This window comes from Xanthobacter luteus, assembly GCF_040049235.1.
Lineage (GTDB): Bacteria > Pseudomonadota > Alphaproteobacteria > Rhizobiales > Xanthobacteraceae > Xanthobacter.
This window is the reverse complement of sequence record NZ_JBDZDO010000006.1, coordinates 80,905-105,562: the sequence shown is the minus strand read 5'-3', so window position 1 is coordinate 105,562 and position 24,658 is coordinate 80,905. Positions and strand designations below refer to the sequence as shown.

At 65.7% G+C, this 24,658-nt stretch carries 25 protein-coding genes and 1 pseudogene; 19 read left to right on the top strand and 7 right to left on the bottom strand.

Annotated elements, in window-relative coordinates; genetic code table 11:
* Positions 1-47: 47 nt before the first annotated feature.
* Complete coding sequence (locus ABLE88_RS17905) at positions 48-1,583, bottom strand: aldehyde dehydrogenase (RefSeq protein WP_348833063.1); 1,536 nt, start codon at positions 1,581-1,583, stop codon at positions 48-50.
* A 152-nt stretch (positions 1,584-1,735) separates the two neighbouring features.
* Here ABLE88_RS17905 and ABLE88_RS17900 point away from each other — a divergent pair, with 152 nt between their 5' ends.
* Entirely contained in the window at positions 1,736-2,413 is a 678-nt protein-coding gene (locus ABLE88_RS17900; protein WP_348833062.1) for a GntR family transcriptional regulator, read from the top strand.
* 11 nt (positions 2,414-2,424) lie between these two features.
* Here ABLE88_RS17900 and ABLE88_RS17895 read toward each other — a convergent pair whose 3' ends face one another.
* Genes ABLE88_RS17895 through ABLE88_RS17885 form a run of 3 tightly spaced genes read right to left on the bottom strand, consistent with a single transcriptional unit; the run spans position 2,425 to position 5,191 of the window.
* Positions 2,425-3,558: an alpha-hydroxy acid oxidase gene (locus ABLE88_RS17895; protein WP_348833061.1), complete on the bottom strand. Its 1,134-nt coding sequence runs from the start codon at positions 3,556-3,558 to the stop codon at positions 2,425-2,427.
* A gap of 13 nt (positions 3,559-3,571) precedes the next feature.
* Positions 3,572-4,312: an SDR family NAD(P)-dependent oxidoreductase gene (locus ABLE88_RS17890; protein WP_348833060.1), complete on the bottom strand. Its 741-nt coding sequence runs from the start codon at positions 4,310-4,312 to the stop codon at positions 3,572-3,574.
* A 48-nt stretch (positions 4,313-4,360) separates the two neighbouring features.
* The gene (locus ABLE88_RS17885; RefSeq protein ID WP_348833059.1) at positions 4,361-5,191 is read right to left on the bottom strand and encodes an alpha/beta fold hydrolase; all 831 of its coding nucleotides are present in this window, start codon (positions 5,189-5,191) and stop codon (positions 4,361-4,363) included.
* A 485-nt stretch (positions 5,192-5,676) separates the two neighbouring features.
* On the opposite strand from ABLE88_RS17885, the gene ABLE88_RS17880 reads away from it, so the two are divergent.
* The 7 genes from ABLE88_RS17880 to rutC all read left to right on the top strand — a co-directional run bounded on the left by ABLE88_RS17880 (position 5,677) and on the right by rutC (position 12,260).
* On the top strand, positions 5,677-6,750 hold the full coding sequence (locus ABLE88_RS17880) for a C4-dicarboxylate TRAP transporter substrate-binding protein (RefSeq protein ID WP_348833058.1): 1,074 nt from the start codon (positions 5,677-5,679) through the stop codon (positions 6,748-6,750).
* Positions 6,751-6,771: 21 nt separating this feature from the next.
* The gene (locus tag ABLE88_RS17875; protein WP_348833057.1) at positions 6,772-7,311 is read left to right on the top strand and encodes a TRAP transporter small permease subunit; all 540 of its coding nucleotides are present in this window, start codon (positions 6,772-6,774) and stop codon (positions 7,309-7,311) included.
* Positions 7,311-8,618: a TRAP transporter large permease gene (locus ABLE88_RS17870; protein ID WP_348833056.1), complete on the top strand. Its 1,308-nt coding sequence runs from the start codon at positions 7,311-7,313 to the stop codon at positions 8,616-8,618. Before ABLE88_RS17875 ends, ABLE88_RS17870 begins: the two co-directional genes overlap by 1 nt.
* Before the next feature lie 26 nt (positions 8,619-8,644).
* A complete protein-coding gene (locus tag ABLE88_RS17865) occupies positions 8,645-9,481 on the top strand; it encodes a hydroxypyruvate isomerase family protein (protein WP_348833055.1) in 837 nt (278 codons plus the stop codon).
* Positions 9,482-9,659: 178 nt separating this feature from the next.
* Complete coding sequence (locus ABLE88_RS17860; protein WP_348833054.1) at positions 9,660-10,733, top strand: type 2 periplasmic-binding domain-containing protein; 1,074 nt, start codon at positions 9,660-9,662, stop codon at positions 10,731-10,733.
* Between the two features lie 278 nt (positions 10,734-11,011).
* A complete protein-coding gene (locus tag ABLE88_RS17855) occupies positions 11,012-11,815 on the top strand; it encodes an alpha/beta fold hydrolase (protein ID WP_348833053.1) in 804 nt (267 codons plus the stop codon).
* Between the two features lie 61 nt (positions 11,816-11,876).
* A complete protein-coding gene (gene rutC / locus ABLE88_RS17850) occupies positions 11,877-12,260 on the top strand; it encodes a pyrimidine utilization protein C (RefSeq protein WP_348833052.1) in 384 nt (127 codons plus the stop codon).
* Here rutC and ABLE88_RS17845 read toward each other — a convergent pair.
* The gene (locus ABLE88_RS17845) at positions 12,253-13,140 is read right to left on the bottom strand and encodes a LysR family transcriptional regulator (RefSeq protein ID WP_348833051.1); all 888 of its coding nucleotides are present in this window, start codon (positions 13,138-13,140) and stop codon (positions 12,253-12,255) included. The two genes, rutC and ABLE88_RS17845, sit on opposite strands and share 8 nt — an antisense overlap.
* Before the next feature lie 233 nt (positions 13,141-13,373).
* Here ABLE88_RS17845 and ABLE88_RS17840 point away from each other — a divergent pair, with 233 nt between their 5' ends.
* The 8 genes from ABLE88_RS17840 to ABLE88_RS17805 all read left to right on the top strand — a co-directional run bounded on the left by ABLE88_RS17840 (position 13,374) and on the right by ABLE88_RS17805 (position 20,419).
* Positions 13,374-13,862: a cupin domain-containing protein gene (locus tag ABLE88_RS17840; protein ID WP_348833050.1), complete on the top strand. Its 489-nt coding sequence runs from the start codon at positions 13,374-13,376 to the stop codon at positions 13,860-13,862.
* Positions 13,863-13,956: 94 nt separating this feature from the next.
* Positions 13,957-14,574 (top strand): glutathione transferase GstA, encoded by a 618-nt coding sequence (gene gstA / locus ABLE88_RS17835; RefSeq protein ID WP_348833049.1) that lies wholly within the window; start codon positions 13,957-13,959, stop codon positions 14,572-14,574.
* A 72-nt stretch (positions 14,575-14,646) separates the two neighbouring features.
* Positions 14,647-15,639: an SMP-30/gluconolactonase/LRE family protein gene (locus ABLE88_RS17830; protein ID WP_348833048.1), complete on the top strand. Its 993-nt coding sequence runs from the start codon at positions 14,647-14,649 to the stop codon at positions 15,637-15,639.
* 65 nt (positions 15,640-15,704) lie between these two features.
* Positions 15,705-16,961: an amino acid ABC transporter substrate-binding protein gene (locus tag ABLE88_RS17825; RefSeq protein WP_348833047.1), complete on the top strand. Its 1,257-nt coding sequence runs from the start codon at positions 15,705-15,707 to the stop codon at positions 16,959-16,961.
* A gap of 71 nt (positions 16,962-17,032) precedes the next feature.
* Positions 17,033-18,040: a branched-chain amino acid ABC transporter permease gene (locus ABLE88_RS17820; RefSeq protein ID WP_348833046.1), complete on the top strand. Its 1,008-nt coding sequence runs from the start codon at positions 17,033-17,035 to the stop codon at positions 18,038-18,040.
* A gap of 9 nt (positions 18,041-18,049) precedes the next feature.
* Complete coding sequence (locus tag ABLE88_RS17815; protein ID WP_348833045.1) at positions 18,050-18,934, top strand: branched-chain amino acid ABC transporter permease; 885 nt, start codon at positions 18,050-18,052, stop codon at positions 18,932-18,934.
* Positions 18,931-19,641, top strand: a complete 711-nt coding sequence (locus ABLE88_RS17810; protein WP_348833044.1) for an ABC transporter ATP-binding protein — start codon at positions 18,931-18,933, stop codon at positions 19,639-19,641. The genes ABLE88_RS17815 and ABLE88_RS17810 overlap by 4 nt, the downstream gene beginning before the upstream one ends.
* Positions 19,642-19,654: 13 nt before the next feature.
* Positions 19,655-20,419 (top strand): ABC transporter ATP-binding protein, encoded by a 765-nt coding sequence (locus tag ABLE88_RS17805; protein WP_348833043.1) that lies wholly within the window; start codon positions 19,655-19,657, stop codon positions 20,417-20,419.
* Positions 20,420-20,550: 131 nt separating this feature from the next.
* Here ABLE88_RS17805 and ABLE88_RS17800 read toward each other — a convergent pair.
* Positions 20,551-20,991 (bottom strand): annotated as a pseudogene (locus ABLE88_RS17800) (LysR substrate-binding domain-containing protein); the annotation flags it as partial.
* 348 nt (positions 20,992-21,339) lie between these two features.
* Between ABLE88_RS17800 and ABLE88_RS17795 the strand changes: the two are divergent.
* Entirely contained in the window at positions 21,340-22,149 is an 810-nt protein-coding gene (locus tag ABLE88_RS17795) for an HpcH/HpaI aldolase/citrate lyase family protein (RefSeq protein ID WP_348833042.1), read from the top strand.
* Between the two features lie 140 nt (positions 22,150-22,289).
* Here ABLE88_RS17795 and ABLE88_RS17790 read toward each other — a convergent pair whose 3' ends face one another.
* Positions 22,290-23,189 carry a LysR substrate-binding domain-containing protein gene (locus ABLE88_RS17790; RefSeq protein ID WP_348833041.1) on the bottom strand — a complete coding sequence of 300 codons (900 nt, stop codon included), beginning with the start codon at positions 23,187-23,189 and terminating at the stop codon, positions 22,290-22,292.
* Positions 23,190-23,299: 110 nt separating this feature from the next.
* Between ABLE88_RS17790 and ABLE88_RS17785 the strand changes: the two genes are divergently transcribed.
* Positions 23,300-24,313 (top strand): zinc-dependent alcohol dehydrogenase family protein, encoded by a 1,014-nt coding sequence (locus ABLE88_RS17785; RefSeq protein ID WP_348833040.1) that lies wholly within the window; start codon positions 23,300-23,302, stop codon positions 24,311-24,313.
* A 5-nt stretch (positions 24,314-24,318) separates the two neighbouring features.
* Positions 24,319-24,609 carry a YciI family protein gene (locus ABLE88_RS17780; RefSeq protein ID WP_348833039.1) on the top strand — a complete coding sequence of 97 codons (291 nt, stop codon included), beginning with the start codon at positions 24,319-24,321 and terminating at the stop codon, positions 24,607-24,609.
* Positions 24,610-24,658 lie beyond the last annotated feature (49 nt).

The following is a 24,658-nucleotide window of genomic DNA, read 5'->3' as shown; positions in this document are numbered from 1 at the left end:
AACCGCCCGTGCAGAAGGAGGCGAGCGATGTTCGCCCGCCTCCCCTGTCAATTCAGGCGTTGCGGGGCGTCGGCGTCGGCGAACCAGTCGAACCGCTGCTCGCTGGTGCGGACCATCACCGCCTTGGTGGTGAAATAGGCGTTGAACGCCTCCTCGCCATATTCCCGGCCGGTGCCCGAGAGCTTCACCCCGCCCCAGGGCGAGGCCGGGTCGATGCGATGATGATCGTTGATCCAGACGATGCCGGCGTCGATCCTGTCGACGAGCCGCAGCGCGCGGGTGATGTCATTGGTGCGGATGGCCGCGCCGAGTCCATAGGGCGTGTCGTTGGCGATCTCGATGGCCTCTTCTTCCGTGTCGAAGGGGATCACGACGGTGAAGGGGCCGAACACCTCCTCCCGCGCGATCTGCATCTGGTTGGTGACGTCGGCGAAGACCGTTGGGCGCACAAAGAAGCCCCCAGCCAGAGCAGGGTCGTCGGGCACCGTGCCGCCGGCGACGAGGCGCGCGCCCTCCACCTTCCCAGCCTCGACGAAGCGCAGCACGCGCTGGCGCTGCTTCTCGGAGATGACGGGGCCGACCTGGGTGGCGGGGTCGAACGGATCGCCGACCCTCAAGGCATTCGCCCGCGCCGCGAGCTTCTCCACGAAGGCCGCATAGATGGAGCGGTGAACGATGTGGCGGGCGGCGCACACGCACGTCTGCCCCGCCCCGACGAAGGCGCCGAACAGGGCGAAGTCCACCGCCCGGTCCACGTCGTAGTCGCCGAACACGAGCACCGGCGTCTTGCCGCCGAGCTCCAGGGTCTGGTGCGCGAAGTTGCTCGCGGCCGCCGCCCCGGCCAGCCGGCCGGATTCGGTGCCGCCGGTCAGGACGAGCTTGTTGATGCCCGGGTTCTCGACCAGCGCCTTGCCGGCCGTCGCGCCAAAGCCCGTCACGACGTTGAGGACGCCGGGCGGCAGCCCGCCGTCCTCGAAGATCTCCGCGAGCCGCAGCACCGTGAGCGGCGTGTATTCGGAGGGCTTGACCACCGTGGTGCAGCCGGACGCGAGCGTCGGGGCGATGTTACGGCAGGCGATCAGGAGCGGATGGTTGAAGGGCGAGATGTTCGCCACGACCCCGATGGGAAGCCGCTTGGTGAAGGTGAAGTAGGGACCCTCGACCGGGATCACGTCGTCCCGCCGGGCGATGGCGAGGGCGGCGTTGTAGCGGAACAGGTCCGGTGCGCGGGAGATCTGCGAGCGCGTCTCGCGCAGCGGGCGGCCGTTGTTCAACGTCTCCAGATGGAACAGCTCATCGAGGTTGCGCTCCATGAGCTCGGCGAGGTGGATGACGAGCTTGCCGCGCTCACGGGGGCTCATGGCGGCCCAATCCGGGCTGTTAAGCGCGGTGCGCGCGGCCGCGACCGCCTGCTCCACCTCCTGCGGGCCGCCGTCGGCGATGCGGGCGATCACCGCGCCGGTCGCCGGCGCGTGCACGTCGATGAGGCCCCCCGAAGCCGAGGGCACCGAGCGCCCGTTGATGTGGTGGCCGAAGACCTTGACCGTGTCTGCGGCGGCTGTCGGGGCACGGGTCTCGCTCATGGGCGTCCTCCCTTGGCGTGAGCTAATTTTGCAGATTATATAATAATTTGCAAATAGCGTCGATTTTGCTAGTTTGCAATGGATTTATCGAATTGCTATCTCAGCTATCTTTGCGTTCGAGGGAGCCGCGTCCTGTGTCCGAAAAGCTCACCATGGGAGAGCGCGCGTATGAGCTCATCGCTCACCGCATCGTTTCCGGGCGTCTTCCGCCGGGACTCAAGCTGAAGCCGGACGACCTGCGCGAGGACCTGCAGCTCGGCACCAGCCCCATCCGCGAGGCGTTGCTGAGGCTCGCCTCCGAGGGGCTCGTCGGCATGCACGGCCAGCGCGGATTCTACGTGCCCCAGGTCACGGAGGAGGATCTGCTCGACATCGCCATGGTGCGCACGCGCCTCAGCGTGTGGGCACTCGAAATGGCGATCGAGAAGGGCGACAGCGATTGGGAGGCCTCGATCGTCGCAGCCTTCCACAAGATGCAGTTCCTCATGAAGCGCGTCATCGACGATCCTCAAGCGCATTTCGAGGAGTGGGAGAAGCTCAATGCCGCCTTCCACCGCGCCCTCGAATCCGCTTGCGGATCGCCGTTGCTGCTGCGCTTCCTCCAGATCGCCTATGCCCGTTCCGAGCGCTACCGGCGCCATTTCGTGCGCTATCCGGATCTGCTTCCCAAAGCCCAGGAAGAGCACAAGGAAATCATGGACGCGACCCTGGCGCGCGACCCGATCCGCGCGACCAAGGCCCTGACGACGCACGTCCAGTCGGGCATCGACGTGGTGCTCGCCGCCATGCGGCGGCGCAAGGTCCCGACTGCGCTCAACGCATCCACCTAGCATCGGCATTCTCACCCATGAAGGTGGCGCGGCGTGAGCTCGGCGGGCGAGCAGCAGCCGGCGAGCGCCAAGGTGACGTCGAGCTCGCGGCGGATGATTTCGAGCGCCGTACGGACGCCGTCCTCTCCGCCGGCGCCGAGCCCGTACAGGAACGCCCTGCCGATCATGGCGGCGTCGGCGCCGCACGCCAACGCCTTGGCCACGTCCTGACCCGACCTGACGCCTCCGTCCATGAAGACCTCCGCCTTCCCCCTGACCGCCTCCGCAATGGCGGCGAGCACGGAGACGGACGACGGCGCATGGTCGAGCTGACGGCCGCCATGGTTGGAGACGACAACGGCATCGGCGCCGCACGCCACAGCCGTGCGCGCATCGTCCGGATCGAGGATGCCCTTCACCACGAGCTTGCCGGGCCAAAGGCTGCGAATCCATTCCAGGTCGCGCCAGCTCAATGACGGATCGAACTGCTGGGCGATCCATTGGGACAGGGTGGCGAGATCCTGGCTCTGCAGGTAGGCGGCCAGATTGCCGAAGCTGCGGTTCGCCGTCCCGAGCATGCCCATCGCCCATCGTGGGCGGCACGCAAAGTCGAGCAGCGAGCGGAACGTGAGCCGCGGCGGCACGCTGAGGCCGTTGCGGATGTCCCTGTGGCGTTGGCCCTGCACCTGCAGGTCCGCCGTCAGAACCAGCACCGGACAATCTGCCTGCCGGGCCCGCTCCAGAAGGCTCGCTACGAAGCCGCGATCCCGCATCACGTAGAGCTGAAACCAGAACGGCGTGTCCGTCGCGGCGCGCACCTGCTCCAGGGAGCAGATTGACATGGTGCTGAGACAGAATGGAACGCCCACCTGCGCCGCAGCGCGCGCGGCGAGGATTTCCCCGTCCGCGTGGACCAGGCCGGTCAGGCCGGTGGGCGCGAGCACCACCGGCATCGTCGCCGCGCGGCCGAGGATGGAGCAGGCGGTACTGCGGGCCGACACGTCCACCATCACGCGCTGGCGGAACTTCAGGGCCTGAAGGTCGGCCCGGTTGGCCTTCAGGGTCGCCTCCGAATAGGAGCCTCCGTCCACATAGTCGAAGAAGGCGCGGGGAACCCGCCTGCGGGCCATCTCCCGCAGGTCGTCGATGGATGTCGCCTGTCGCATGGTGCGCCTTCGCTCAGGTCATGTAGCGGCCGGCGCTCACGTGGAGCGTCTGGCCGGTCATGAAGCCGCAGGCGACGATGGCCTGGCACAGGGTACCCACCTCCTCCGGCCGGCCCATGCGCCCGAGTGGCATGCTCTCGGGCGGGGGAAGCGGAACGCCGGCCAGCATGTCGGTGTCGATGAAAGCGGGAGCGAGGGCGTTGGCGGTGATCTTCCAGCGCATCAAGCTTGCCGCATAGTGGTGCATCATGCCGATCACCGCAGCCTTCGAGGCGGCATAGGGGGTCGAGATCACCCCGCCGTTCATTGCGGCGATGGAGGACAGGAAGATCAGCCGCCCGAACGCCATCTCCCGCATGTCGGGAAGGACTTCCTGGGTCACGATGAAGGCCGAGCGGACATTGGCCGCAAAAGTGGCGTCGAAATCCTCGACGGTGTTCTCGAACACCGGGCGCGCATTGCCGATGCCGGCATTGTTGACGAGGATGCCCACCGGCCCCAGAGCGGCGCGCGCGGCGTTGACCAGCGCGGCCGCCTGCTGCGGGTCAGCGACGTCGGCCTGGACCGCGACCGCCGCGCCGCCACGGCGGACGATCTCGGCCGCCACCGCCTCGGCCGCCTCCCTGTTCCTCAGATAGTTCACCGTCACTGGGCATCCCAGGTCGGAGAGAGCCAGGGCCATCGCCCGGCCAAGGCCGCGGCCGGCGCCCGTGACGAGGGCATGGCGGGGGGGATCGAGCGTGAAGGGTGACATGGACAGGCTCCGCTGGAATGCAGGCAGATTTGACCGAAGGGGCGGCGCTCAGGCCGAAGGGGTGTGCCGCGAAAGGAAATCGTTCATGCACAGCATGAATCGCTCCGGCTCCTCCATGAAGAAGAAGTGGCTCGCGCCCTCAAACTCCACCCATTCGGCCTGGGGCAGGCGGTCCACCATCCAGCGTGTCGCCTCGGGACCGCACAGCGGGTCCTCGCCGCCGGACATGATGAGCACCGGGCAGGCGATCTCGCCGAGGCGATCGAGCACGTCATGCGCCTGCACCGCGTGGTTCTGCCGGCAGTAAGTCGCCGGCATGCGGTCCGACGATGCGATCACCGCCTCCACCGCCGCCACCATTTCGGGATTGGCGTTGTAGAACCGTCGGGAGACGAAGTTCGGAATGGAATGGGCCGCGTGCGCCGCCCAGGACCCGCGCCATTCGAGCACCTCGCGCATGTTGTCGAGGCAGCGCCGGCCGATGGGCTCGAACTTCGCGCACGAGGCGAGCAGCGCCAGCGAGTGCACGCGCTCGGGCGCCTTCAGGGCGATGATCTGGCCGATGGAGCCGCCCATGGAGCGGCCGACCACATGGCATCGCGCGATTTCCAGGCGGTCCAGCAGCGCGATGAAGTCATCCGCCAGATCCTCGAGCGTGACCGGCTCGTCCCGCTGGGTGCTGCGTCCGGCGCCGCGCGTGTCCGGCGCGATCACGCGGTGGCGTTGCCGCCAGACGGAGATTTGCTTCGCCCAGGCGGTGTGATCACCGGCGAGGCCATGGATCAGGAGCACCGGGAATCCCCGGCCCTCGTCCACGAAGTGAATATCGTAGCCGCGCACGGCTTCCGTGGCTGTGTGCAAGCCGCTGGGCGCATTCATGTGGGCGTCTCCCTCAATTTTGTTGCCGGGCGTAATCTGTAAACACGATCATAATTTATATTTCAATCCATATTTACAAATTTATGGCTCTGTGCAAATTTCCATCATGGATGCGCTCGCGGGTTCGGCGAAAGCGGAGCGGGCGCGCTAATGCAGCGCGGAGACAGCTCGGCTCGTGTGTGATGCCATCCGCCGCGGGCCGCAATTGTCGCGGCGGACCCAGTTGGAGACCGAAGACGCGATGGCCGGAGCAAGGGTGCAAATTGCAGCCGCGGGGTGCTGCGACTGCCCGCCGAGAGACTCGCAACCGGGAAGGCCGGTGCGCTGCGCGCGCCCGCATGCCCCGTCGCACCGCAAGCAGGAGAGGGATCGCCCGTCCTGAAAAGGCGGAACCAGGTGATGAACTTTGCAGCTCAGCGCACCCTGTGGATCCGCCAAGGCCAGGGCCTGAGTGCACCAACAAGAACAGATCCAGGGAGATGGGTATGAAACGCTTCGTATTCGCACTGACCGCGGGACTTGCTCTAGCGGCGGCCGGCGCTCTTCCATCCGGCGCAGCGCGCGCCGACACGATCAAGCTCACCCTCTCAACCGGCCAGGCCCCGGTCTTTCCCTATATCGGGCTGATCCGGGACTTCGCCATTCCGGAGATCGACCGGCGCCTTGCTGCGGAGGGCAAGCACAAGATCGAGTGGAACCAGGCCTATGCCGGCACGCTGGTGAAGGTCGGCGGCGAGCTCGACGCCGTGAGCAGCGGGCTCACCGACATGGCGGTGGTGCTGTTCACGGCGCATCTGTCGAAGCTGCCGCTGCACGCCGTCACCTATTTCGCCCCCTTCGCGACCACCGACGCGCGGCAGGCGATCCGCGCCTTCAACGAGACGCAGCAGGGGGTGAAGGAGTTCGGCGGCGTCTGGGCGCGCAACAACCAGGTCTATCTCGGCACCATCAGCGTCGAGGCGTTCAACCTCTATTCCAAGAAGCCGGTGCGCTCGATCGCCGACCTGAAGGGGCTCAAGGTCGGTGCGATCGGACCGAACATCCACTGGTTCCGCGACACCGGCGCCGCCGGCGTCACCTTCAACCTCGCCAACATCTACAACGACATGCAGTCGGGCGTGTTCGACGCCGCCGTGCTGGCGGATTCGGTCGCCGCCGCCGTCCGGCTGGGCGAGGTCGCGCCCTATCGCACCCAGATCGACTACGGCCCGATGGTCTTCGCAGGCATCACCATCAACAAGCAGCGCTGGGACCGCCTGCCCGAGCAGGTGCGCAAGGTGTTCGGCGAAGTCTTCCAGGACTACCAGGACAAGGTCGTGGAGCTGCTCAGTGCGCGCGCCCGCGACGGCGTCGCCGAGATGATCGCCAAAGGCATGACCAACATCGCCCTCACCACCGCCGAGCGGCGCGCATGGGCCGATGCGATGCCCAACATCGCCGCCGACTGGGCGAAGGATCTCGAGGCGCGGCACCTGCCGGCCAAGCAGGTCATCCAGACCTATCTCGGCAAGCTGCGCGCGGTGGGGTCCGATCCGCTGCGCGACTGGTCGAACTTCTGATCCGGCGGCCGGGGCAAGACCATGGTCACTCGACTGCTCTCCTGGATCGCGCTGGTTCTGAACGCTGCCGGAACCGTGCTGATCCTCATCCTCAGCGTGCTCATGAACGCCGACATCATCGGCCGCGGCGTGTTCTCGCACCCCCTCAACGGCGTCAACGAGTTCGCCTCCATGGCGATCGTGGCGATCGTCTTCCTCCAGATCACCGACGCCACGGCGGCCAACCGGCTCACCCGCTCCGACATGGTGCTGCTGATGATCCAGAAGCGCGCGCCGCGCGCCGCCCAGACCCTGGAAGCGCTGTTCGACCTCGGCGGCGCGGTGCTGTTCGCGGTCCTCGCCAATGCGGTTTGGCCGCTGCTGGTCCAGGCCTTTCAGGAGGGTGAGTTCATGGGTGTCGAGGGCATCGCCACCTTCCCCACCTGGCCGCTCGACGCGATCGTCGTCCTCTCCAGCTTCCTCCTCGTCCTGCACTTCGCGCTCAAGGTGATCGCCGACGTGCGCGGCATCGTCAGGCCCGCAGCCGCAGTCGCCATCCAGCCACAGGAGCACGCGGTCTGATGGACCCGATCGTCATTGGCTTCATCTCCATCGCGGTGGCGGCCGGGCTCATCTTCGCGGGCATGTACGTCGCCGTCGCGCTGGCGCTCACCTCCTTCGTCGGCGCATGGCTCATGCGCGGCGACTTCGACATCGCCAGCCGGCTCCTGGCGCAGGCGGCGCTCGACAGCATCGCCAGCTACGACCTCGCGGTCATCCCGCTGTTCGTGCTGATGGGCAACCTCATGACCATCTCGGACATCGGCGCCGACACCTTCAAGGCCGCCAACCAGATCTTCCGCCGCATCACCGGCGGGCTCGGCATCGCCACCGTGGCGGCCAACGCCCTGTTCGCCGCCGTGACCGGTGTCACCATCGCCTCGTGCGCCGTCTTCACCAAGGTGGCCGTGCCGGAGATGCTGCGCTTTGGCTACACGCCGCGCTTCGCCACCGGCATCGTCGCCGGCAGCGGGCTGCTCGGCATGCTCATCCCGCCGAGCGTGCTGATGGTGGTGTTCGCCATCGTCACCGAAGCGCCGATCCGCCAGGTCTTCATGGCCGGCTTCATTCCCGGCCTGGTGCTGGCGACCTTCTTCGCCATCGCCATCGTCTTCATGGTGAAGTTCATGCCGGAGAAGGCCGGCGTGGTGCGACCACCGGTGGATGGGGAGCTGCTGTCAAGCCTCGGCGTGGCGAAGGCGCTCGGGCCGATCGTGACGCTGATCGGCGCCACCATCGGCGGCATCTATGCCGGCTGGTTCACGCCCACGGAGGCGGCGGCGGTCGGCGCGGCCGGCGCGCTGGCGTTCGCTCTCGCGCGGGGCAAGCTGTCCTGGTCGTCCATGTGGCGGGCGTCCGTGGACACCGGGCACGTGACGGCCACCATCTGCCTCATCGTCATCGCCGCGTCCATGTACAGCCGCATGCTCGCCATGTCCGGCGTCGCCGCCGTCATCGGGGACTCGCTCTCCGGCGCCCACGGCTTCTACCTGACCGTGACGCTCTACGTCCTGCTGCTGCTGTTCCTCGGCACGTTCCTCGATTCCATCTCGACCATCCTGCTGACCGTCCCCATCGCGCTGCCGGTGTTCCTCCAGTTCGATGCCAACGTCGTGTGGTTCGGCATCGTCACCATCCTCGCCACCGAGGCCGGCATGATCACCCCGCCTTTGGGCATCGCGGTGTTCGCGGTGAAGAGCGCGCTCGGCAACCAGACCATCGGCATCCACGAGATCTTCCTCGGGGTCGTCCCGTTCTTCCTGATGACGGTGCTCACCGTGGTGCTGCTCGTCATCTTCCCGCAACTGGTGACCGTCGTGCTCGGCTGAGAGCGGCCTTCGAGTGGAACATGGCCATGGCGCGCTTCGCCCCGAACTTCTACCACCATTACCTGGAGCTGCCCGTGCGCGAACGGTTCGCCGCCGCCCGCGCCAGCGGCTTCGACGCCATCGAGTGGCACTTTCCCTACGAGCTTGCGGCCGACACGCTGCGGGCCCTGCTGGACGACAACGGCCTCGCCTTTCTCTACGCCGTCATGCCGGTGGACTGGACCCGGGACAAGGGGCTGGCCGGCCTGCCCGGCCGCGAGGACGAGTGCCGCGCCGCCGCCGAGCGGGGGCTCGCCTTTCTCTCGCGCATCGGCGCGGGCTACATGCAGGTCGGGGCCGGTGTCGTCCCGGAGGGCGCGAGCCGGGAACATTGCGTGGACGTGTTCCAGCGCAATCTCGATTGGATCTGCAACCAGGCGCTGGGTACCGGTGTCGACATCGCCATCGAGGGTGTTTGCAACGCGCGTTTTCCGGGTTGGGTGGTGCAGACCATCGCCGAGACGGCAGAGGTGGTGCGCGCCGTGGGCAAGCCGAACCTGAAGCTGGTCTACGACACCTACCACCTGCGCATGGAGGAAAAGGGCCCGCTCACCCCGCTCCTGGACCTCTACTGGCCCTTGATCGGCCATGTGCAGATCGGCAACGCGCCGGGCCGCCACGAGCCGGGCGTGGGCGAGATCGACCTCTTCCACATCGTCGACGCCCTGGAGGCCAAGGGCTGGACGCGGCCCATCGGCCTTGAATTCGATCCCGCGAGCGACACCTGGAGCAGCCTGCGCTGGATGGAGCGATACGGCTATCCGGCCTGTGCGGCGCCCGATGCCATTACATGCGGGGTGCCGACACGGCGCTCTTCTGTTTGAAGAACGCACCGCGCCGACCTAAACGCACTTCTATACTGGCTCCTCCTCGCCACGAACTTCAGATGCGCTCAATCCTGCGCTTCTTCGCGACTAAAACATAAAACAAAAGATCTGATTCAATCCACGTGACTTAATGAGACGTGGAACCGTCGTGGACATTCCGACATGGAGGATGAAAATGAACGCCCACGGCCGTACATTCAGCTTGGCTATAGCTGCGCTTGTTCTGATCTTGTCAAATGTCAGCGTATCGGCGGAGACCTTCCGCCTGAAGCTCGCCTCTGGAAACGCGCCCGGCATGGAATATGTCGATTCTGCGCACAATTATTTTGTACCGGAACTCACCAAGCGTGTCGCGCAACGTACACGCCATTCGGTGGAAGTTGAGGAGCTCTACAGCGGCACCTTGGCAAAAGGGCCCGACGTGTTGGATGCAACGGCTGCCGGCACCCCCGATATCGGACTTTTTTGCGTGTGCCACGTCGGCGAGAAGTTGCCGCTGAACACTTTCATGTTCCGGGCGCCGTTCAGCATCACCGACGCGACCCTGGCCTTGAAGGCAACAAGGGACGTTTATGACAAAATTCCAGAGCTGTCCGGGGTGTTCGAGAATAAATACAATCAGATACTACTCTCGCTTATGCCGCTGGAGCCATATGACCTGTTGACCTCATTTGCAATTGGGGATCCGGCGGATCTTGCTGGCCATACGGTTTCGGGATCAGGGCCGAACTTTCCATGGCTGAAGGTTTTGGGCGCCAAGGTTTACGCTACCCGAGGCCAGCACGACCACACGTCGGCCACGTCGCCCTACGATGCATCGATCGCCTTTGCCTCGTTGGCGACATCGCTCAAGCTCTACGATAAGGGGATGACGCATTTCGTGCGCACGGGTCTCGGCGCCCAGGTGATCCTGGTCCTGACCGTGAACAGGGCCAGTCTCGCCCGGCTTCCAGACGATGTGCAGGCGATCCTCAAGGAGACGGCTGCCGACTTCGAGCGCACCGTGGCGGAACGGACCCGCGACAGATACGCGCCGCATATCGAGGAATTGCGCGACGCCGGCATGGTGGTCACGCAACTGACGTTAAGCCAGCAGCGGAGCTGGGCCGAAAAGATTGCGCCATGGACGAAGGACGAGGCCAAAAAGCTGGCTGACATTCCGGGCGGCGAAGGCATCATCGACCTGTTCATCAAGGCGTCCGAAGCCCAGGGGCACGTCTGGCCGGTCCGCTACGACGCGGGCCAATGACGCCAGAAGGCGTGCATCGCGAGTGTGTCTATCGATGCGGCATGGCCAATGCGATCGTCGATACGCATCCGCGCGAATGCGCTCCCTGAACCGAGCGGAATAGGTGTTGCCGGTTCGGCAACGCGGCGTTTCCGACAAGCTGTTACATGCCGGACGGATTGACGTCTACCATATGCGCAGCATGTGGGTGCGCTGCGTCGGCCCCTGGATCGCGCCGCGCGCCGCGGGGCGAAACGGCTCAAGGCCAATTATTTGAAATACCTATTCGGAGGCCTGTTGTGTCTTTAGCGCCGATCGGGGACGCGGACATTTACTATGAAGTCGATGGCGTCGGTGCGCCATTGATCCTGATCACGGGGATGGGCGGGCTGGCGTCATATTGGGCCCCTCAGGTTGAGGCATTCGCGAAGCACTTTCGTGTCTACCGATTTGATCACCGCGGGACAGGTCGATCAACACATAGCGATGTTGCGTATTCGATCGAGCTCCTCGCGTCGGACACGATCGGGCTCATGTCAGCACTAGACATACCGTCCGCACATTTCGTCGGGCATTCGACGGGCGGAATGATGCTGCAGGTTATCTCCTCGCAGCATCCGGACATGGTCGCGAGTCAGGTCCTCTATGGCACCCGAGGCCGAACCGACGCGTTCTCCCGCCGCGCCATGGGGCTGCGCAAGGAAGCTGCGCTGCACATAGGGGTAGAATCCTATGTGCGTTCTTCGCCCATTTTCCTTTATCCGAGCGCGTGGGTGCATGAGCACGATGCAGAGTTGGCTCAAGCCGAACGTCAAGCGGTGGCATCGTCGGCGCCGGCGAAGATCATCGCCAGCCGTCTCGATGCGGTGCTGCGGCATGACCAGATGCATGCGTTGGGGAAAATCGTGGCGCCGACACTTGTCACCTGCGCACGCGACGACTTTCTCACCCCGCCCTACTACTCGGAGGAACTGGCGGCGGCGATACCCAATGCCTCCCTTGAGTTCGTATCAAAGGGGGGGCATGCCTGCTCGATTACGAACGCTGGCGAATTCAACGACCGTGTTCTGACGTTTCTTCGCCAGCAGAGCAGCATCGCATAGCCGCCCAGCCCGATCCGAACGCCCGAGACCACGATCCCGCACCTCAAGACAGGAACACGCCATGCCGAAGCAGATCATCATTCCCCCCGGCAGCCCGCCGCCGCTGGCGCCCTATTCTCCCGGCACGCGGGCGGGCAATGTCGTCTACGTCTCCGGCGTGCTGGCCATCGCTTCGGACGGGACCACCGTCGGCGTCGGCGACGTGGAAGCCCAGACTCGCCATGTGCTCATGACGATCAAGTCCGTCGTCGAGACCGCCGGCGGAACGATGGACGACATCACGTTCAACAGCATTTTCTTGAAGTCGCTGGACGATTACGCCGCCATGAACCGTGTCTATGCGGAGTTCTTTCCCTCCAGTCCACCTGCCCGCTACTGCATCCGTGCCGATCTCGTGCGGCCGGAGTTCCTGGTGGAGATCGCGTCCGTTGCGCACCTCAGCTAAGGGCGCGTTCGAGATGGGACAGGAGCGCGTGGGCGGCGAACGGAAGTCGCCGATCGCGGTGAGCTTGAACCTCGAGACGATACGGACCAAGCGGCTCAGGAGTCACCGGCCGCGCGCACAGCACACCCCGTGAGAGCTCGTCGCCGATGAACATTGGCGACATGAAGGTCAGGGCGCCCCCGTGCTGGACCATGGCCTTCAAGGCGACGACCGAATTCGATGTCATCAGTTCGCGCGGCGCGAGACCTCGTTGTGCGAACTGCGCATCTATGAACTGGCGCGCGCCGAAGGATGGCTGCAACAGCGCCATGGGATATGATGCCGCTTCCTCCATTGTGATCGAAGCGCGCTCCGCGAGCGGATGGCCGGGCGCGATGACCACCTCGAGCGTATCGATCCGCGACGCCACGGTCTTGATGTCCGGCCTGGCTATGGCATTGATGGTGATGCCGAAATCACACTCGTCCTTGACGATCGCCTCGACGATGCGGTCCGTCGGCGCGGTGACGACGCGATAGTCGATGCCGGGGTTCTCGCCATGAAAGGCGGCAAGAACCCTGGGCAGGAATTCGACCACCAGACCCTCGACGCAGAAGATGTCGATCTGACCGCGGCGCAGCCCCTTCAGGTCGTCGACGAGCGAGCGGATGCGCTGGAACTCCCGGAACGTCGACCGGCAGTGCTGTGCCACGACCTCCCCAGCCGCGGTCAGGCGGATGCCGCTCGGGCCGCGCTCGATCAGTTCCGCGCCCAGCTCATGCTCCAGATTGGCAATCTGCCGGCTGATCGCGGAGGCCGCGACATGCAGCCTGTTGGCCGCCTGCCGGATCGAGCGGCAATCGGCGACCTCGACGAAATAGCGCAGGGCCGTGTGGTTCATCTTCCCTCAGTGCGCAACGAGGGCGCCGCACAAGCCCGGCACCTGTCCGCATCGATGCAGGTCAGCGCGCGGCGTTGGCTGGATTTCGGCCCGAGCAAAGCACAGGCGCATGCCTATCGCAATTGGCCGCGAAGGGGTGATGCCGATTCGGCAACAGCGTGTACAGCACACGGCTCTACCCGCCAGGGCGCGGGTCATGATCTATTCTCGTGAATGATCGGGGTCTGCCACAGATGGAGCTGATGATGACAGTAAACCAGGTGCGTGACGGCGTCACGAAGAGCTTGCGGCTGCCGGAAGGCAAAATGCGGATCGCTTCTCCGACAACGGCGCAGAAGATCGTGTTCGCACCGCGCTCCTACTACAATCCGTTGATCGACCGGGGTGAGACGCCGGTCTTCATCGGCATGCAGACATGTGAGCCCGACTATCAGATCGGCCCTCACTGGCATCCCTACACCGAATGCCTCGTGGTGCTGGAAGGCGAGGCCTTTGCGTGGCTGATCGGCAAGGAGGACGAAGGGGGCGTCGCCCGCGCCGGCGACGTCATCGAATTCCCGCCGATCCTGCCGCACGCGTTCCGCACCCATGGCAACCAACAGCTTCGGCTGCTCGGCATCCACTGCTCGCCCACGCGGATCGTGCACTTCCTGGACGAAAGCCTCGTCCTCAAGAATGGCTACCAGGTGCTGAACGAAGAACTGCAGCCGACCTACGCATGATGCCCCCGTCCACGTGGCTGGCCATACCCGACGGGATGCCGCGCCGGCTTCGCCCGGCGCGGAATTCCGGACCGGTTGCGATCTCGAGGAAGCGATGAAACTTTATTCCGCTGAAAACACCTGCTCGCTCTCGCCCCATATCGTCCTGCGGGAGCTGGGCCTAAGCTTTGATCTGGTGATGATCAACAACAAGACCAAGCAGACGGCGACGGGCGAGGACTTCCGCACCATCAACCCGAAGGGCTACGTCGCCGCGCTGCAGCTCGACGACGGCCGGGTGCTGACGGAGGGCCCCGCCATCGTGCAGTTTCTCGCCGACCTCAAGCCGGAGGCGGGTCTCGCCCCGCCGGCCGGATCGTGGGAGCGGGTCCGGCTCCAGGAATGGCTGAACTTCATCACCAGCGAGGTGCATTCGGGTTCGGCGCCGCTGTTCAACGCCTGGCTGCCCGAGGCGGTGCAAAGTCATTTCAAGGACCGGCTGTTCCGCCGCTTCCGCGAGATCACGGCGGTTCTCGATACGCAGCCCTATCTGCTGAACGGCCATTTCAGCGTGGCCGACGCCTACCTCTACACCGTCCTGCGCTGGATGAAGTTCTTCGCCATCGATCTTCGGGACTGGCCAGCCATCTGGGCCTTTATGGAGCGGGTCGAGGCGCGTCCGTCGGTGCAGGCGGCGCTCGAGGCCGAGCGGCTCGCCCCGAAGCCGGCCTGACTCCCTTTTTGTTCGAAACACGCGGTTCTTGCGACCGGGCGCCTGACGCGTGCTCGGCGAGAGGAGATTGTCATGTCGTCTTCCCCTGTCAGGGCTCTCGATCCCCGCTTTGCCGGCCTCGTGTCGGCCACGGCAGACCTGCAGCAGGTCGCCACCGGCTTCGGCTTCACCGAGGGCGTGACCTGGGTCCAGAAGGGAACCCACGGACATCTGCTGTTCAGCGACATCCCGGCCAACGTGATCTACCGCTGGACCCCGGACGGGAACGGCACGGGCAGCATCGACGTGTTCCTTGAGAAGGCCGGCTACCAGGGCCACGATGTCTGGCGCGTGGGCATGCCGTTCACCAACGGCAAGGCGCCGGATGATCCCGGCTACGAGCAGTTCAACATGTTCGGCTCCAACGGCATCACGCTCGACCAGCAGGGCCGCATCGTCATCGCCACCTGGGGCGGCAGGTCCATCGATCGGATCGAGGAGGACGGCAGGCGGACGGTGATCGCCGATCGCTTCAATGGCAAGCGGTTCGGCGGTCCCAACGACGTGGTCGTCTGCAGGAATGGCGACATCTACTTCACCGATACATTCGGCGGCATGCTCGGGCTCGGCGAGGACCCCTCCCGGGAGATCGACATCAATGCCATCTACCGCATCCGTGGCAACGAAGTCGCGCGCGTCATCGACGACATTGCGAACGTGAATGGCCTTGCCTTCTCGCCCGACGAGACGGTGCTCTACGCCAACGGCTCGATCGACAACTACATCCGCCGGTATGTCGTCGATCCCTCCGGCAATATCAGCAACGGCTCGTTGTTCCATGACTTTGCAGACGTTCCGGGTGAGGGAATTACCGACGGGATGCGGGTGGACGTCGCGGGAAATCTCTGGACCACCGCGCCGGGGGGCGTCTGGGCCTTGTCGCCCGATGGTGCACCGCTCGGAATGATCGCGCTGCCGGAGGGCGGCAGCAATCTGGTGTTCGGCGGTCCCGACCGCAGGACGCTCTATATCTCGGCGGCCACCAGCATCTACCGCATTGAGACCAAGATTGCGGGCGCGCGGTAACGCTAGCCGCAGCACGGCTGCGAGAAGAAACAATCGTTAAAACCAAATAAATCCAGGGGAATGCAATGAAACGGCGTCAGTTCCTGAAGATGTCGGGAGGCATCGGATTTCTTGCGGCCGGAGCGGCGATCGGACCGTTCGTCGGTCCGGCGCATGCCCAAGCCAGCGGGCGAAAGTCGATCCGGATCGGCATGTCGGTCGCCTCCACGGGGACATTCGCGCATGATTCCCAGTCCGGCCGCCGGGCGATCGATCTGTGGCTCGAACAGGTCAACGCGAAGGGCGGCCTGCTCCACCAGGGGCAGCGCTACCCGGTCGAGCTTGTGGTCCGCGACGACCGCAGCGACAAGCAGCTGGCGCCGCGCGTGTACGAAAGCCTGATCTTCGACGAAAAGGTCGACCTGGTGCTCGCGCCCTACGGTTCGACCCTGACCGCAGCCGCGGCGACGATCACCGACCGCAACGACATCTTCATGATGGGATGGGCCGTCGCCGCCGATTCCGTGTTCAAGCAGGGCTACAAATATATCGTCAACGGGGGCACCACCCCCGTCTCGCGGGTGCCGGAAGTGCCGGTCCAGGCGCTGAAGCGCTTCGGCGGCAAGATCATTTCCACCATCGCGGTGGACGAGCCCTATTCGGACGCGCTCGCCGGCAGCTTTCGTGCGACCGCCGAGAAGCACGGCCTCGCCATCGGCACCGCGGAGAAGTACAGCCGGGGCGCGAAGGACTTCACCACCATCCTCAACAAGGCTGCCGCAGCAAAGACCGATCTCCTGTGCATCACGTCCTACGACACGGACATGATCGTCATGCTGCGGCAGATGAAGGAGAACGACATCAACTTCCCGGCAATTTTTTCGACCTTTTCCCAGAACTCGTCGATCCTCGCGCTCGGCAGCGACGCCATCGGCCTCTGGGGACAGTCGAACATCGATCCGCGCGTCGCCTACGCGGTCAATCTCGGACCCACCGCCGCGCAATATCTCGACGCCTACAACGCCAAGTATCCGAACGGGCCGCAGTCCGACATCAATTCCGCCGTCGCCTTTGCGAGCCTCATGGTGCTGGGGGCGATGATCGAGCGTGCGCCGAGCCTGAAGGCGCCCGACCTCAAGGCCGCGGCCCTTGATCTCAGCGGCCATCTGACGGTGCTGAACGGCACCTACCGGATCGACGAGACGGGCTTCCAGACCGGCTACGACATCCTGGTCATCCAGAATACCGCGAAGGGTGGAAGGGAGGTCATCGCGCCGGCCGCGGTCGCGACGGCGGCGCCGCTCTTTCCCATGCCCACCTGGGACCAGAAGGCGAAGATGTAGCCTTGCCTCGCCTGTGGCGGATGGATCCGCCGCCCCTCGTCCTGAACACGGCGGCCACGCAGGAAGTCTCGATGTCCATGGTCATGCAATCTGTCCCTCCAGCCGAAGCCGCCCGATCCGTGCGGCAACGGGCGCCGCTGTTCCGGCTGCATCGCGCCAGCATCTGGATCTGGTGTCTCACGCTCGCCGGCATCAGCCTCGTTGCGGTCGCGATCCCGGCCGTCTCGGCGGGCGTCTCGTTCTGGTTCTACTTGTTCCAGTGGATCGCGCTCGCGTCCGCGCTCAATCTGATGGCCGGGACGACGGGCTATGTGCCCTTTGGCTTTGCCGCCTTCTTCGGCATCGGCGCCTACGCCGCCGCCGGGCTGACCCAGTTCCACCACGCGCCGACCTGGGCGGCGCTCTTTGGCGCAATGGCGGCCGGAGCGCTGCTCGCGGTGCTGTTTGCACCAACGCTGCGGCTGCGCGGGGTGTTCTTCTCGGTGGTCAGCCTGTCGCTCGCCATCGTATTGCGCAGCCTCATCGTGCTCCTGCCGGAGGACGTTGCCGGGGGCAGCAGCGGGATCACCATCACCGGACGACACGATCCGATCCTCCTTTACTATCTGATGGTCGCCGTCTCCATGGGGTCGGTGGCGATCGCCACGGCGATCTCGGTCACGCCCCATGGGCTGCGGCTCAAGGCGATCGGCGACGACCTCCATGCCGCGCAGATCATCGGCGTCAACGCGAAGGGGCTGCGGCTCGCCATGTGGGTGCTTTCCGGCACCATCGCGGCAATGTGCGGGGCGCTCGAAGGCCTCTATTCCTCCGCCATCGACCCTGCGGCCGCGTTCAACATCCTGATCTCGACCAAGGCGATCATCTATGCCGCCCTGGGCGGCCTGGGGACCGTCATGGGGCCGGTGATCGGCGCAGTGATCATGACCGTCACCGACGAGCTCATCTGGGCCCGCTTTCCCATCGCCAACCTCTTCATCCTCGGGCTGATCGTCTCGGCGACGGTCCTGTTCTTCCCACGGGGCATCGTCGGCTCGCTGCTGCAGCGCCACCCGCGATTCCGCCGCTGGTTCTTCTAGGAGCGCCCCATGACCTCCCTGATGACAGGCGCCATCGTCAATGCCGTCGCCCTCGGCATCCTCTACGGCCTCTTGGGGCTCAGCCTCACCATCGTCTACGGCGCCATGCGCATCGCCAACCTCGCCCATGGCGAGATGGTCCTGGCCGGCAGCTACGTGGCCTATGTGGTGACGACGAAGCTCGGCTATTCACCGGTGGTGGCGATCCCGACCGCGTTCGTGCTGCTGTTCGTGCTGGCGCTTGCGCTGTTCGCCGTCGCCGGGCGCCGCTTGCTGGCGGCACGCGATCCGGAAATGGCATCCTTCCTGTTCTTCTACGGCGTCTCGCTGATGGTCGCGTCGGGGCTGCTCTTTCTCTTCGACGCCGACGCCCGGTCGGTCATCTTCCAGTTCCAGCCCTTATCGTACCGGGTGCTGGGGCTGGTGATCCCCAAGGCGCGAGTCGTCGCGGTGGGGGTCGCCCTGCTGCTGGTTCCGGCGCTGTTCCTGTTCCTCTACCGCACGACCCCCGGCAAGGCGCTGCGCGCCGCCGTCATGAACCGCGACGCGCTGCGGATCGTCGGCGTCGATGTCGAGCGCCTCTCGCTCGTCGCCTTTTCGGTCAGCGCGGGGATCGCCGGCGTGACCGGGGTGCTGCTTGCGCTCGTCTTCCCGGCCTTCACGCCGTTCTCCGGGCTGGACTACACCATCACCGGCTTCGTCGTGATCGTTCTGGGTGGTCTCGGCAGTCCTCTTGGAGCGGTGCTCGGCGGGATGCTCTTCGCGTTCTCGGAGCAGCTCACCACCCTTTGGATCGGGCAGAGCGCGGGCGTCCTCGCCGGCTTTCTCATCCTCGTCCTGGTCGTCGCAATCCGTCCCGCGGGCCTCATCGGCCAAGCCGAGTGGAAGTCATGAGCCTTCAGATCTCCAACCTCTCCAAAAGCTACGGCCGGATCCGCGCGCTGAGCGACGTATCTCTCGCCGTCCATCCCGGCGCGGCGCTCGGCATCATGGGGGTGAACGGTGCCGGCAAGTCCACCCTCCTGAACTGCATCTGCGGCTTTGCCACGCCGGATGCAGGAGCCATCGAACTGGGTGGCCGCGGCCTCGGCGGGCAGCGGCCCGATCTCGTCAGCCGGGCGGGCATCGGGCGGACCTTTCAGGTCCCGCGTTCATTCCGGAGTCTCACCGTGCTGGAGAACCTGCTCGTGGTTCCCTCGCGCGGGGAGTCCCCCGGTGTCCGGCTCGATCGGGCGCACCACGCCCTCGAAAAGGTCAGGCTCGCGACGCTCGCGGACAATTATGCAGGCGAGCTGTCCGGCGGCCAGCAGAAGCTCCTGGAGCTCGCCAGGATCCTGATCCTCGAGCCGAAGGTGGTCCTGTTCGACGAGCCGCTGGCGGGCATGCATTCCGATCTGTGCCGCGTCTTCCTCGATGAGGTGGACGAGATGCTGTCGCGGTCCGTCGCGGTCATGCTCGTCTGCCACGACCCCGGCATCCTCTACCGGCTCGCCCGCGACATCGTGGTGCTGCACGAAGGCCGCGTGCTCAGCTCCGGCTCGCCCGCCGCGGTCCGGAACGACCCCGCCGTCATCGAAGCCTATCTGGGCGTCCAGCATTGATCGGAGGCTTATCTTGAACGCCTTGGCACGCATTGGCTCCGATCGGGCCCTGATCTCGTTCCGCAATGTGTATGCCGCCTATTTCGGCGACATCCATGTTCTGAAAAATCTAAGCCTGTCCTTCCGCGCCGGCGAGGTGACCGGCATCATCGGCCCCAACGGCGCGGGCAAGTCGACCGTTCTCAAGACGCTGATGGGCTTCTTGAAACCCAGCGCCGGGGATGTCGTGTTCGAAGGCCGCTCCCTGCTTGGCACACCGTCCCACCGCATGGTGCACGCCGGGGTCGGCTACGTGCCCCAGAACCGCAGCCTCTTCCTCGACCTGTCCGTGGAGGACAACCTGGTCCTCGGGTGCTGGCCCGTGCGTCGCGACGGCGCGCGGGTGCGGCGGGCCATCGACAGGGTGCTCGGCGACTTCCCCATGCTGGTCCCCTTCCGCCATGGGCGGGCGGGCGAGCTCAGCGGCGGCCAGCGCCGCTTCCTGGAGATCGCGCGGGCGTTGCTGCTCGAGCCCAAGGTCCTGCTCTTCGACGAGCCGACGGCGATGATCGCTCCGAAATATGCCTCCGAGGTCTATGATCACATCGCCCGACTGGCGCGCCAGGGCATTGCCGTCATCCTCGTGGATCAAAACGTGCGCCCCTGCATCCAGGTCTCCGACTATCTCTACATCCTGGAGCTTGGACAGAAGACCATGGAAGGCGATGCCGATGCGTTTCGCTCCGACGAGCGCATACGCGCCGAGATCGGCCGTTGGCTCGAAGTGTCGGGCGGCTGATGGAGCCGCGCGCCGAGTGCAGGCGCGGCACGATTGAGGTCCGCAGTATCGTGCATGACCGAGCGGCACCATGCCCGCTGACCATGCGAACCTCAATCTTCCCGGCCCCGGCACCCCGGCAAGGGGCCCGTTCACTCCTCCTGTCGATCCCCCGTATCATTGCGACGCAGATGGTCCAGCAAAACGCGTGCATGCAACGGAAGCGCGGCGTGATTGCGCACGCACAGGCGAAGATCGCGGACGGCCCGGTCTTCGTCGAGCGACACGATGCGGATGCCCATGGAGCGCGCGCAGCGCCGCGCCGCAGTCTCCGGCACGATTGCCAGACCGGCGCCGGTTTCCACCATCTGGCACACGCCTTCGAAGCTAAGGAGCTTGATCCGCAGCTTGAGCCGCCGCCCGGCGCGCGATGCAATGTCGCCCAGGAAGCTCTGGATCGCGCTGGCCTCCCGCAATCCGACAAAATCGGCGTCGAGGACATCCTTGAACGAAACGGGCCGATCTGAAGCCAGCGCGCTGGTCGTCGGCACCACCAGGACCAAGCGGTCCGATGCGAAAGGGTAACTCTGAAGGCCGGCGAGATCGACGGTGACGCGCTCCCCATTTTCCTGCCGGTCATAAGTTAGGCCCGGCTGGGCCCGAGGGCGACAGTGACAACCGGAGCGCGTGGCAAACTATGGCGGCGGCCGGCGGAGCTGATCGCGCGCGACGCCGGGCAGCTCGCCGCAATCGGGGGGTGTTTGGGTTCACCTCGCCCGGGGTGTGGCTGACCCGTTTGTCATGCGCTAATTACCGTTCCCGCGCTCGGTCGAGACCGAATGCAAAGCCGATCACGTTTGCCGGGATCGCGCGCCCCTGTGCAGCGCGCGCGGCAAGCCAAAATCCGCACAGGCGATCACGCCGCACGGAAGAGACCTGAGATGGGACAAAAGCTCGAATTTCTGGCGCCGCTCTTCGTTCCGGCACACCGACCGGAGCGATTCGACAAGGCGGCGGCATCCGGCGCCGACGCGATCTTCCTCGATCTGGAGGATGCGGTGCCGGCGGAAGCCAAAGAGGCCGCGCGCGCGGCTCTCCGCGACAATTTTACCGCCCTTCCGGTGCTCGTGCGGATCAACGGTGTCGGAACGCCATGGCACGACGGCGATCTGGCCGCTTGCCTTGCTCTGGAGATTTCGGGGCTTGTCGTTCCGAAAATGGAACTGGGCAGCGATTTCGCACAGTTGGCGGCCTCGCTCGCCGGCAGAATGCCTATCGTGGCCCTCATCGAGACCGCGCGCGGGCTCGTCGATGCGCGCTCCCTCGCGCAATGGCCCGCCGTTGGCCGGCTGGCGTTCGGCTCTATCGATTACTGCGCCGATCTTGGATGCGCTCATACCCGCGAGGCATTGCTGGCAGCCCGCTCGGAACTGGTGCTTGCCTCGCGTCTCGCCAAAAAACCGGCGCCCCTCGACGGGGTGACCGCGTCGCTCGACGATGCAGCCCTGGTCCGCAGTGATGCCCGCCACGCGCACGAGATGGGTTTCGGCGGCAAGCTCTGCATCCACCCGCGCCAGATCGAAGCGGTCCGCGCCGGGTTTTTGCCAAGCGAAGCCGAAGCGGCGTGGGCGCGCCGGATTCTGGCGAGCGGCGATGGCGCCGTCGCCGTGGACGGGGCCATGGTCGATGAGCCGGTAAGGGCTCGGGCGAGGGCGATCCTAAGGCAGAGCCAGTCCACCTGCGCTTCCTGACCGGCAAGGACCGTCATCGCTCGACAATCGGATGTCTCGCCATCCCTGGCGCCATCTGGCGGGGACCAACCGGTCCGAGACCGCGTGCCGCCTGTTTCGCGCCGCGGCGATAGCCATAGCCGAGCCGCGGCACACGCCGATCACCGCAGCGCGGCCGGCATCTCCGCCCCAAGCAGATCGATGGCGCGCCGCACGCGGAGCGCCATTTGCGGCCCCTTTGGCCAGAGCAGCATGATGTCATAGGTTGAGCTGTCGGCCTGCGGCAGCACCTCGACCAGCTCCCCGGCCTCGATCCGGCGCCTCACCAGCCACGATGGCAGCCGTGCCAGGCCGAAGCCGGCGGCCGCAGCGTCGGCCAGTGCGTCCAGATCGTCAAAACGCACGCGCCCCGCGGAGCGGATGATCTGGACCTGCCGCTGCCCGCCCGGAAGACTCCAGCCCGGAGCCGTGCCAGCGCGACCGTAGAGCAGGAGTTCGTGCTCTTGCAGATCGCCATGCGTTGCCGGCTGGCCGCGCCGGGCCAGATAGGAAGGCGCGGCGCAGATCTTCATGTGCTGCCGGCCTATGCGGCGGCCGGCGATGCTGCTCGCATCGATGGTCGCGCCGACGCGGACCGCCAGGTCGTAGCCCTCTTCGATGAGATCCAGCGGCCGATCGGCGAACGACATGGCGACCTTGAGCTGAGGATGGGCTGCCGCGAGCCTGACGATGAGCGGCGCGACCACGTGGCGGCCGAGGGTGAGGGGGGCCGTGATGCGCAGCGTCCCGCTCGGTTCGCCGCGTCCCGACGCCAGCGCATTTCGGGCGGCCTCGAGCTCGGCCATGGCGCGGCGGGCATGATCGAAATAGAGCTGCCCGTCTTCCGTGAGGCTCTGGCTGCGGGTGGTCCGATGGAAGAGCCGGACGGACATCTGCGCTTCCAGCCGTGCCACGGCCTTGCCCACCGACGAGCGCGACAGGTTGAGCCTTCGCCCCGCGCCGGAAAAGCTGCCGGCATCGACACATGCCAGAAAGATCGAGGTGAGGCCGAATGGGTCCATGGCGGCGCTCGAATTGTTGCGATTATCGATACGATATGTGGCCAGTCGAGAGCAACTGTAGCATCCAGTGCGCGCCTACTGTCGGACCGCCATCACGACAGGAGCACCAGATGAAGGCATGGATGATCGACGCCCTCGGCCGCGACCGGCTGCGTCTCGGCGATCTTGAGCAGCCGGAGCCGAAGCCTCGGGAAGTTCTCGTTCGCGTTGCGAACGTCTCCCTGAACTATCGCGATCTGCTGGTGCTCGAAGGAAAGATGGGCAGCGGGCGGGCCTTTCCCTTCGTGCCGGGTTCTGACCTCGCCGGCACCGTCGTCTCGTGTGGAGAGGGCGCCACGCGCTTTCGTTCCGGCGACCGCGTCATGTCGACCTATGTCCCCGGATGGATAGATGGCCGTCAACTGGGATCGGCGGCGAATCCGAACGGCATGACGCTGGGCGGGCCGCTGCCGGGCGTGCTCGCGGAGTTCGTGTCCCTTCCCGAGGATTGGCTGGTCCGGTCGCCGGGGAAGCTGTCGGACGCCGAGGCGAGCACATTGCCGATCGCGGGTGTCACGGCCTGGTTCTCCCTGATCGAGGAAGGCGGCTTGCGCGCCGGCCAGACCGCACTGGTGCAGGGCACGGGCGGCGTCGCCCTGTTCGGCATCCAGATCGCGAAGGCGCACGGCGCCAGGGTGATCGTGACATCGAGCGACGACGGCAAGCTGGCCCGGGCCAAGGCCCTCGGCGCCGATATCGGCATTCGCCGCGAGGGCGATTGGGTGACGGCCCTGATCGAGGCGACCGACGGCCACGGCGCCGACCATGTTCTCGAAATCGCCGGCGGCTCCAATCTCGGCAAGTCGGTGGAGGCCGCCGCTGTGGGCGGCCAGATCGCGGTCATCGGGATCATCGAGGGCCTCGATCTTGCCGCCCCCGCCTTTCCGCTCCTGCTCAAGCAGGTCGTGGTGCGCGGAATTTTCGTGGCGCCCCGCCGCGCCGCCGAAGACTTCGTGCGCGCGGTCGATGCCATCGGTCTCAAGCCGGTGATCGACCGGCGCTACCCACTGGCGGCGCTTCCGGAGGCGCTGGCCCATCTGGAGCGGGGGCCGTTCGGCAAAATCGTCATCGACGTCGCGGAGTGAGAGCCATGTTTCTCATCCTCCTCAGCTACACGAAACCACTCGACGCCGTGGACCGCTGGCTCGACGATCACAAGGTGTGGGTAAAGCAGGGCTTCGACGATGGCGTTTTCATTCTGGCCGGAGGACAGTCGCCACGTGTGGGGGGCGTTATCATCGCGATCGGAGAAACCCGCGAACAGCTTGAAGGACGAGCCGCACAGGACCCCTTCGTCCGCCACGGTGTCGCGGCGGCGCAGGTGATCGAGGTCCGGCCGTCGACGCTGGACGCGCGCATTGAATTCCTGCGCGCCGGCTGAATGCCTGCAACATGAAGCCGGGTGCCCGCCTCGTCTTCGCCCGTGGCGG

Bases quoted from the DNA above. Each gene is read 5' to 3' on its own strand.
- ABLE88_RS17905 (WP_348833063.1), bottom strand. From the start codon at position 1,583: ATGAGCGAGACCCGTGCCCCGACAGCCGCCGCAGACACGGTCAAGGTC.
- ABLE88_RS17900 (WP_348833062.1), top strand. From the start codon at position 1,736: ATGGGAGAGCGCGCGTATGAGCTCATCGCTCACCGCATCGTTTCCGGG.
- ABLE88_RS17895 (WP_348833061.1), bottom strand. From the start codon at position 3,558: ATGCGACAGGCGACATCCATCGACGACCTGCGGGAGATGGCCCGCAGG.
- ABLE88_RS17890 (WP_348833060.1), bottom strand. From the start codon at position 4,312: ATGTCACCCTTCACGCTCGATCCCCCCCGCCATGCCCTCGTCACGGGC.
- ABLE88_RS17885 (WP_348833059.1), bottom strand. From the start codon at position 5,191: ATGAATGCGCCCAGCGGCTTGCACACAGCCACGGAAGCCGTGCGCGGC.
- ABLE88_RS17880 (WP_348833058.1), top strand. From the start codon at position 5,677: ATGAAACGCTTCGTATTCGCACTGACCGCGGGACTTGCTCTAGCGGCG.
- ABLE88_RS17875 (WP_348833057.1), top strand. From the start codon at position 6,772: ATGGTCACTCGACTGCTCTCCTGGATCGCGCTGGTTCTGAACGCTGCC.
- ABLE88_RS17870 (WP_348833056.1), top strand. From the start codon at position 7,311: ATGGACCCGATCGTCATTGGCTTCATCTCCATCGCGGTGGCGGCCGGG.
- ABLE88_RS17865 (WP_348833055.1), top strand. From the start codon at position 8,645: ATGGCGCGCTTCGCCCCGAACTTCTACCACCATTACCTGGAGCTGCCC.
- ABLE88_RS17860 (WP_348833054.1), top strand. From the start codon at position 9,660: ATGAACGCCCACGGCCGTACATTCAGCTTGGCTATAGCTGCGCTTGTT.
- rutC (WP_348833052.1), top strand. From the start codon at position 11,877: ATGCCGAAGCAGATCATCATTCCCCCCGGCAGCCCGCCGCCGCTGGCG.
- ABLE88_RS17845 (WP_348833051.1), bottom strand. From the start codon at position 13,140: ATGAACCACACGGCCCTGCGCTATTTCGTCGAGGTCGCCGATTGCCGC.
- ABLE88_RS17840 (WP_348833050.1), top strand. From the start codon at position 13,374: ATGGAGCTGATGATGACAGTAAACCAGGTGCGTGACGGCGTCACGAAG.
- gstA (WP_348833049.1), top strand. From the start codon at position 13,957: ATGAAACTTTATTCCGCTGAAAACACCTGCTCGCTCTCGCCCCATATC.
- ABLE88_RS17830 (WP_348833048.1), top strand. From the start codon at position 14,647: ATGTCGTCTTCCCCTGTCAGGGCTCTCGATCCCCGCTTTGCCGGCCTC.
- ABLE88_RS17825 (WP_348833047.1), top strand. From the start codon at position 15,705: ATGAAACGGCGTCAGTTCCTGAAGATGTCGGGAGGCATCGGATTTCTT.
- ABLE88_RS17820 (WP_348833046.1), top strand. From the start codon at position 17,033: ATGTCCATGGTCATGCAATCTGTCCCTCCAGCCGAAGCCGCCCGATCC.
- ABLE88_RS17815 (WP_348833045.1), top strand. From the start codon at position 18,050: ATGACCTCCCTGATGACAGGCGCCATCGTCAATGCCGTCGCCCTCGGC.
- ABLE88_RS17810 (WP_348833044.1), top strand. From the start codon at position 18,931: ATGAGCCTTCAGATCTCCAACCTCTCCAAAAGCTACGGCCGGATCCGC.
- ABLE88_RS17795 (WP_348833042.1), top strand. From the start codon at position 21,340: ATGGGACAAAAGCTCGAATTTCTGGCGCCGCTCTTCGTTCCGGCACAC.
- ABLE88_RS17790 (WP_348833041.1), bottom strand. From the start codon at position 23,189: ATGGACCCATTCGGCCTCACCTCGATCTTTCTGGCATGTGTCGATGCC.
- ABLE88_RS17785 (WP_348833040.1), top strand. From the start codon at position 23,300: ATGAAGGCATGGATGATCGACGCCCTCGGCCGCGACCGGCTGCGTCTC.
- ABLE88_RS17780 (WP_348833039.1), top strand. From the start codon at position 24,319: ATGTTTCTCATCCTCCTCAGCTACACGAAACCACTCGACGCCGTGGAC.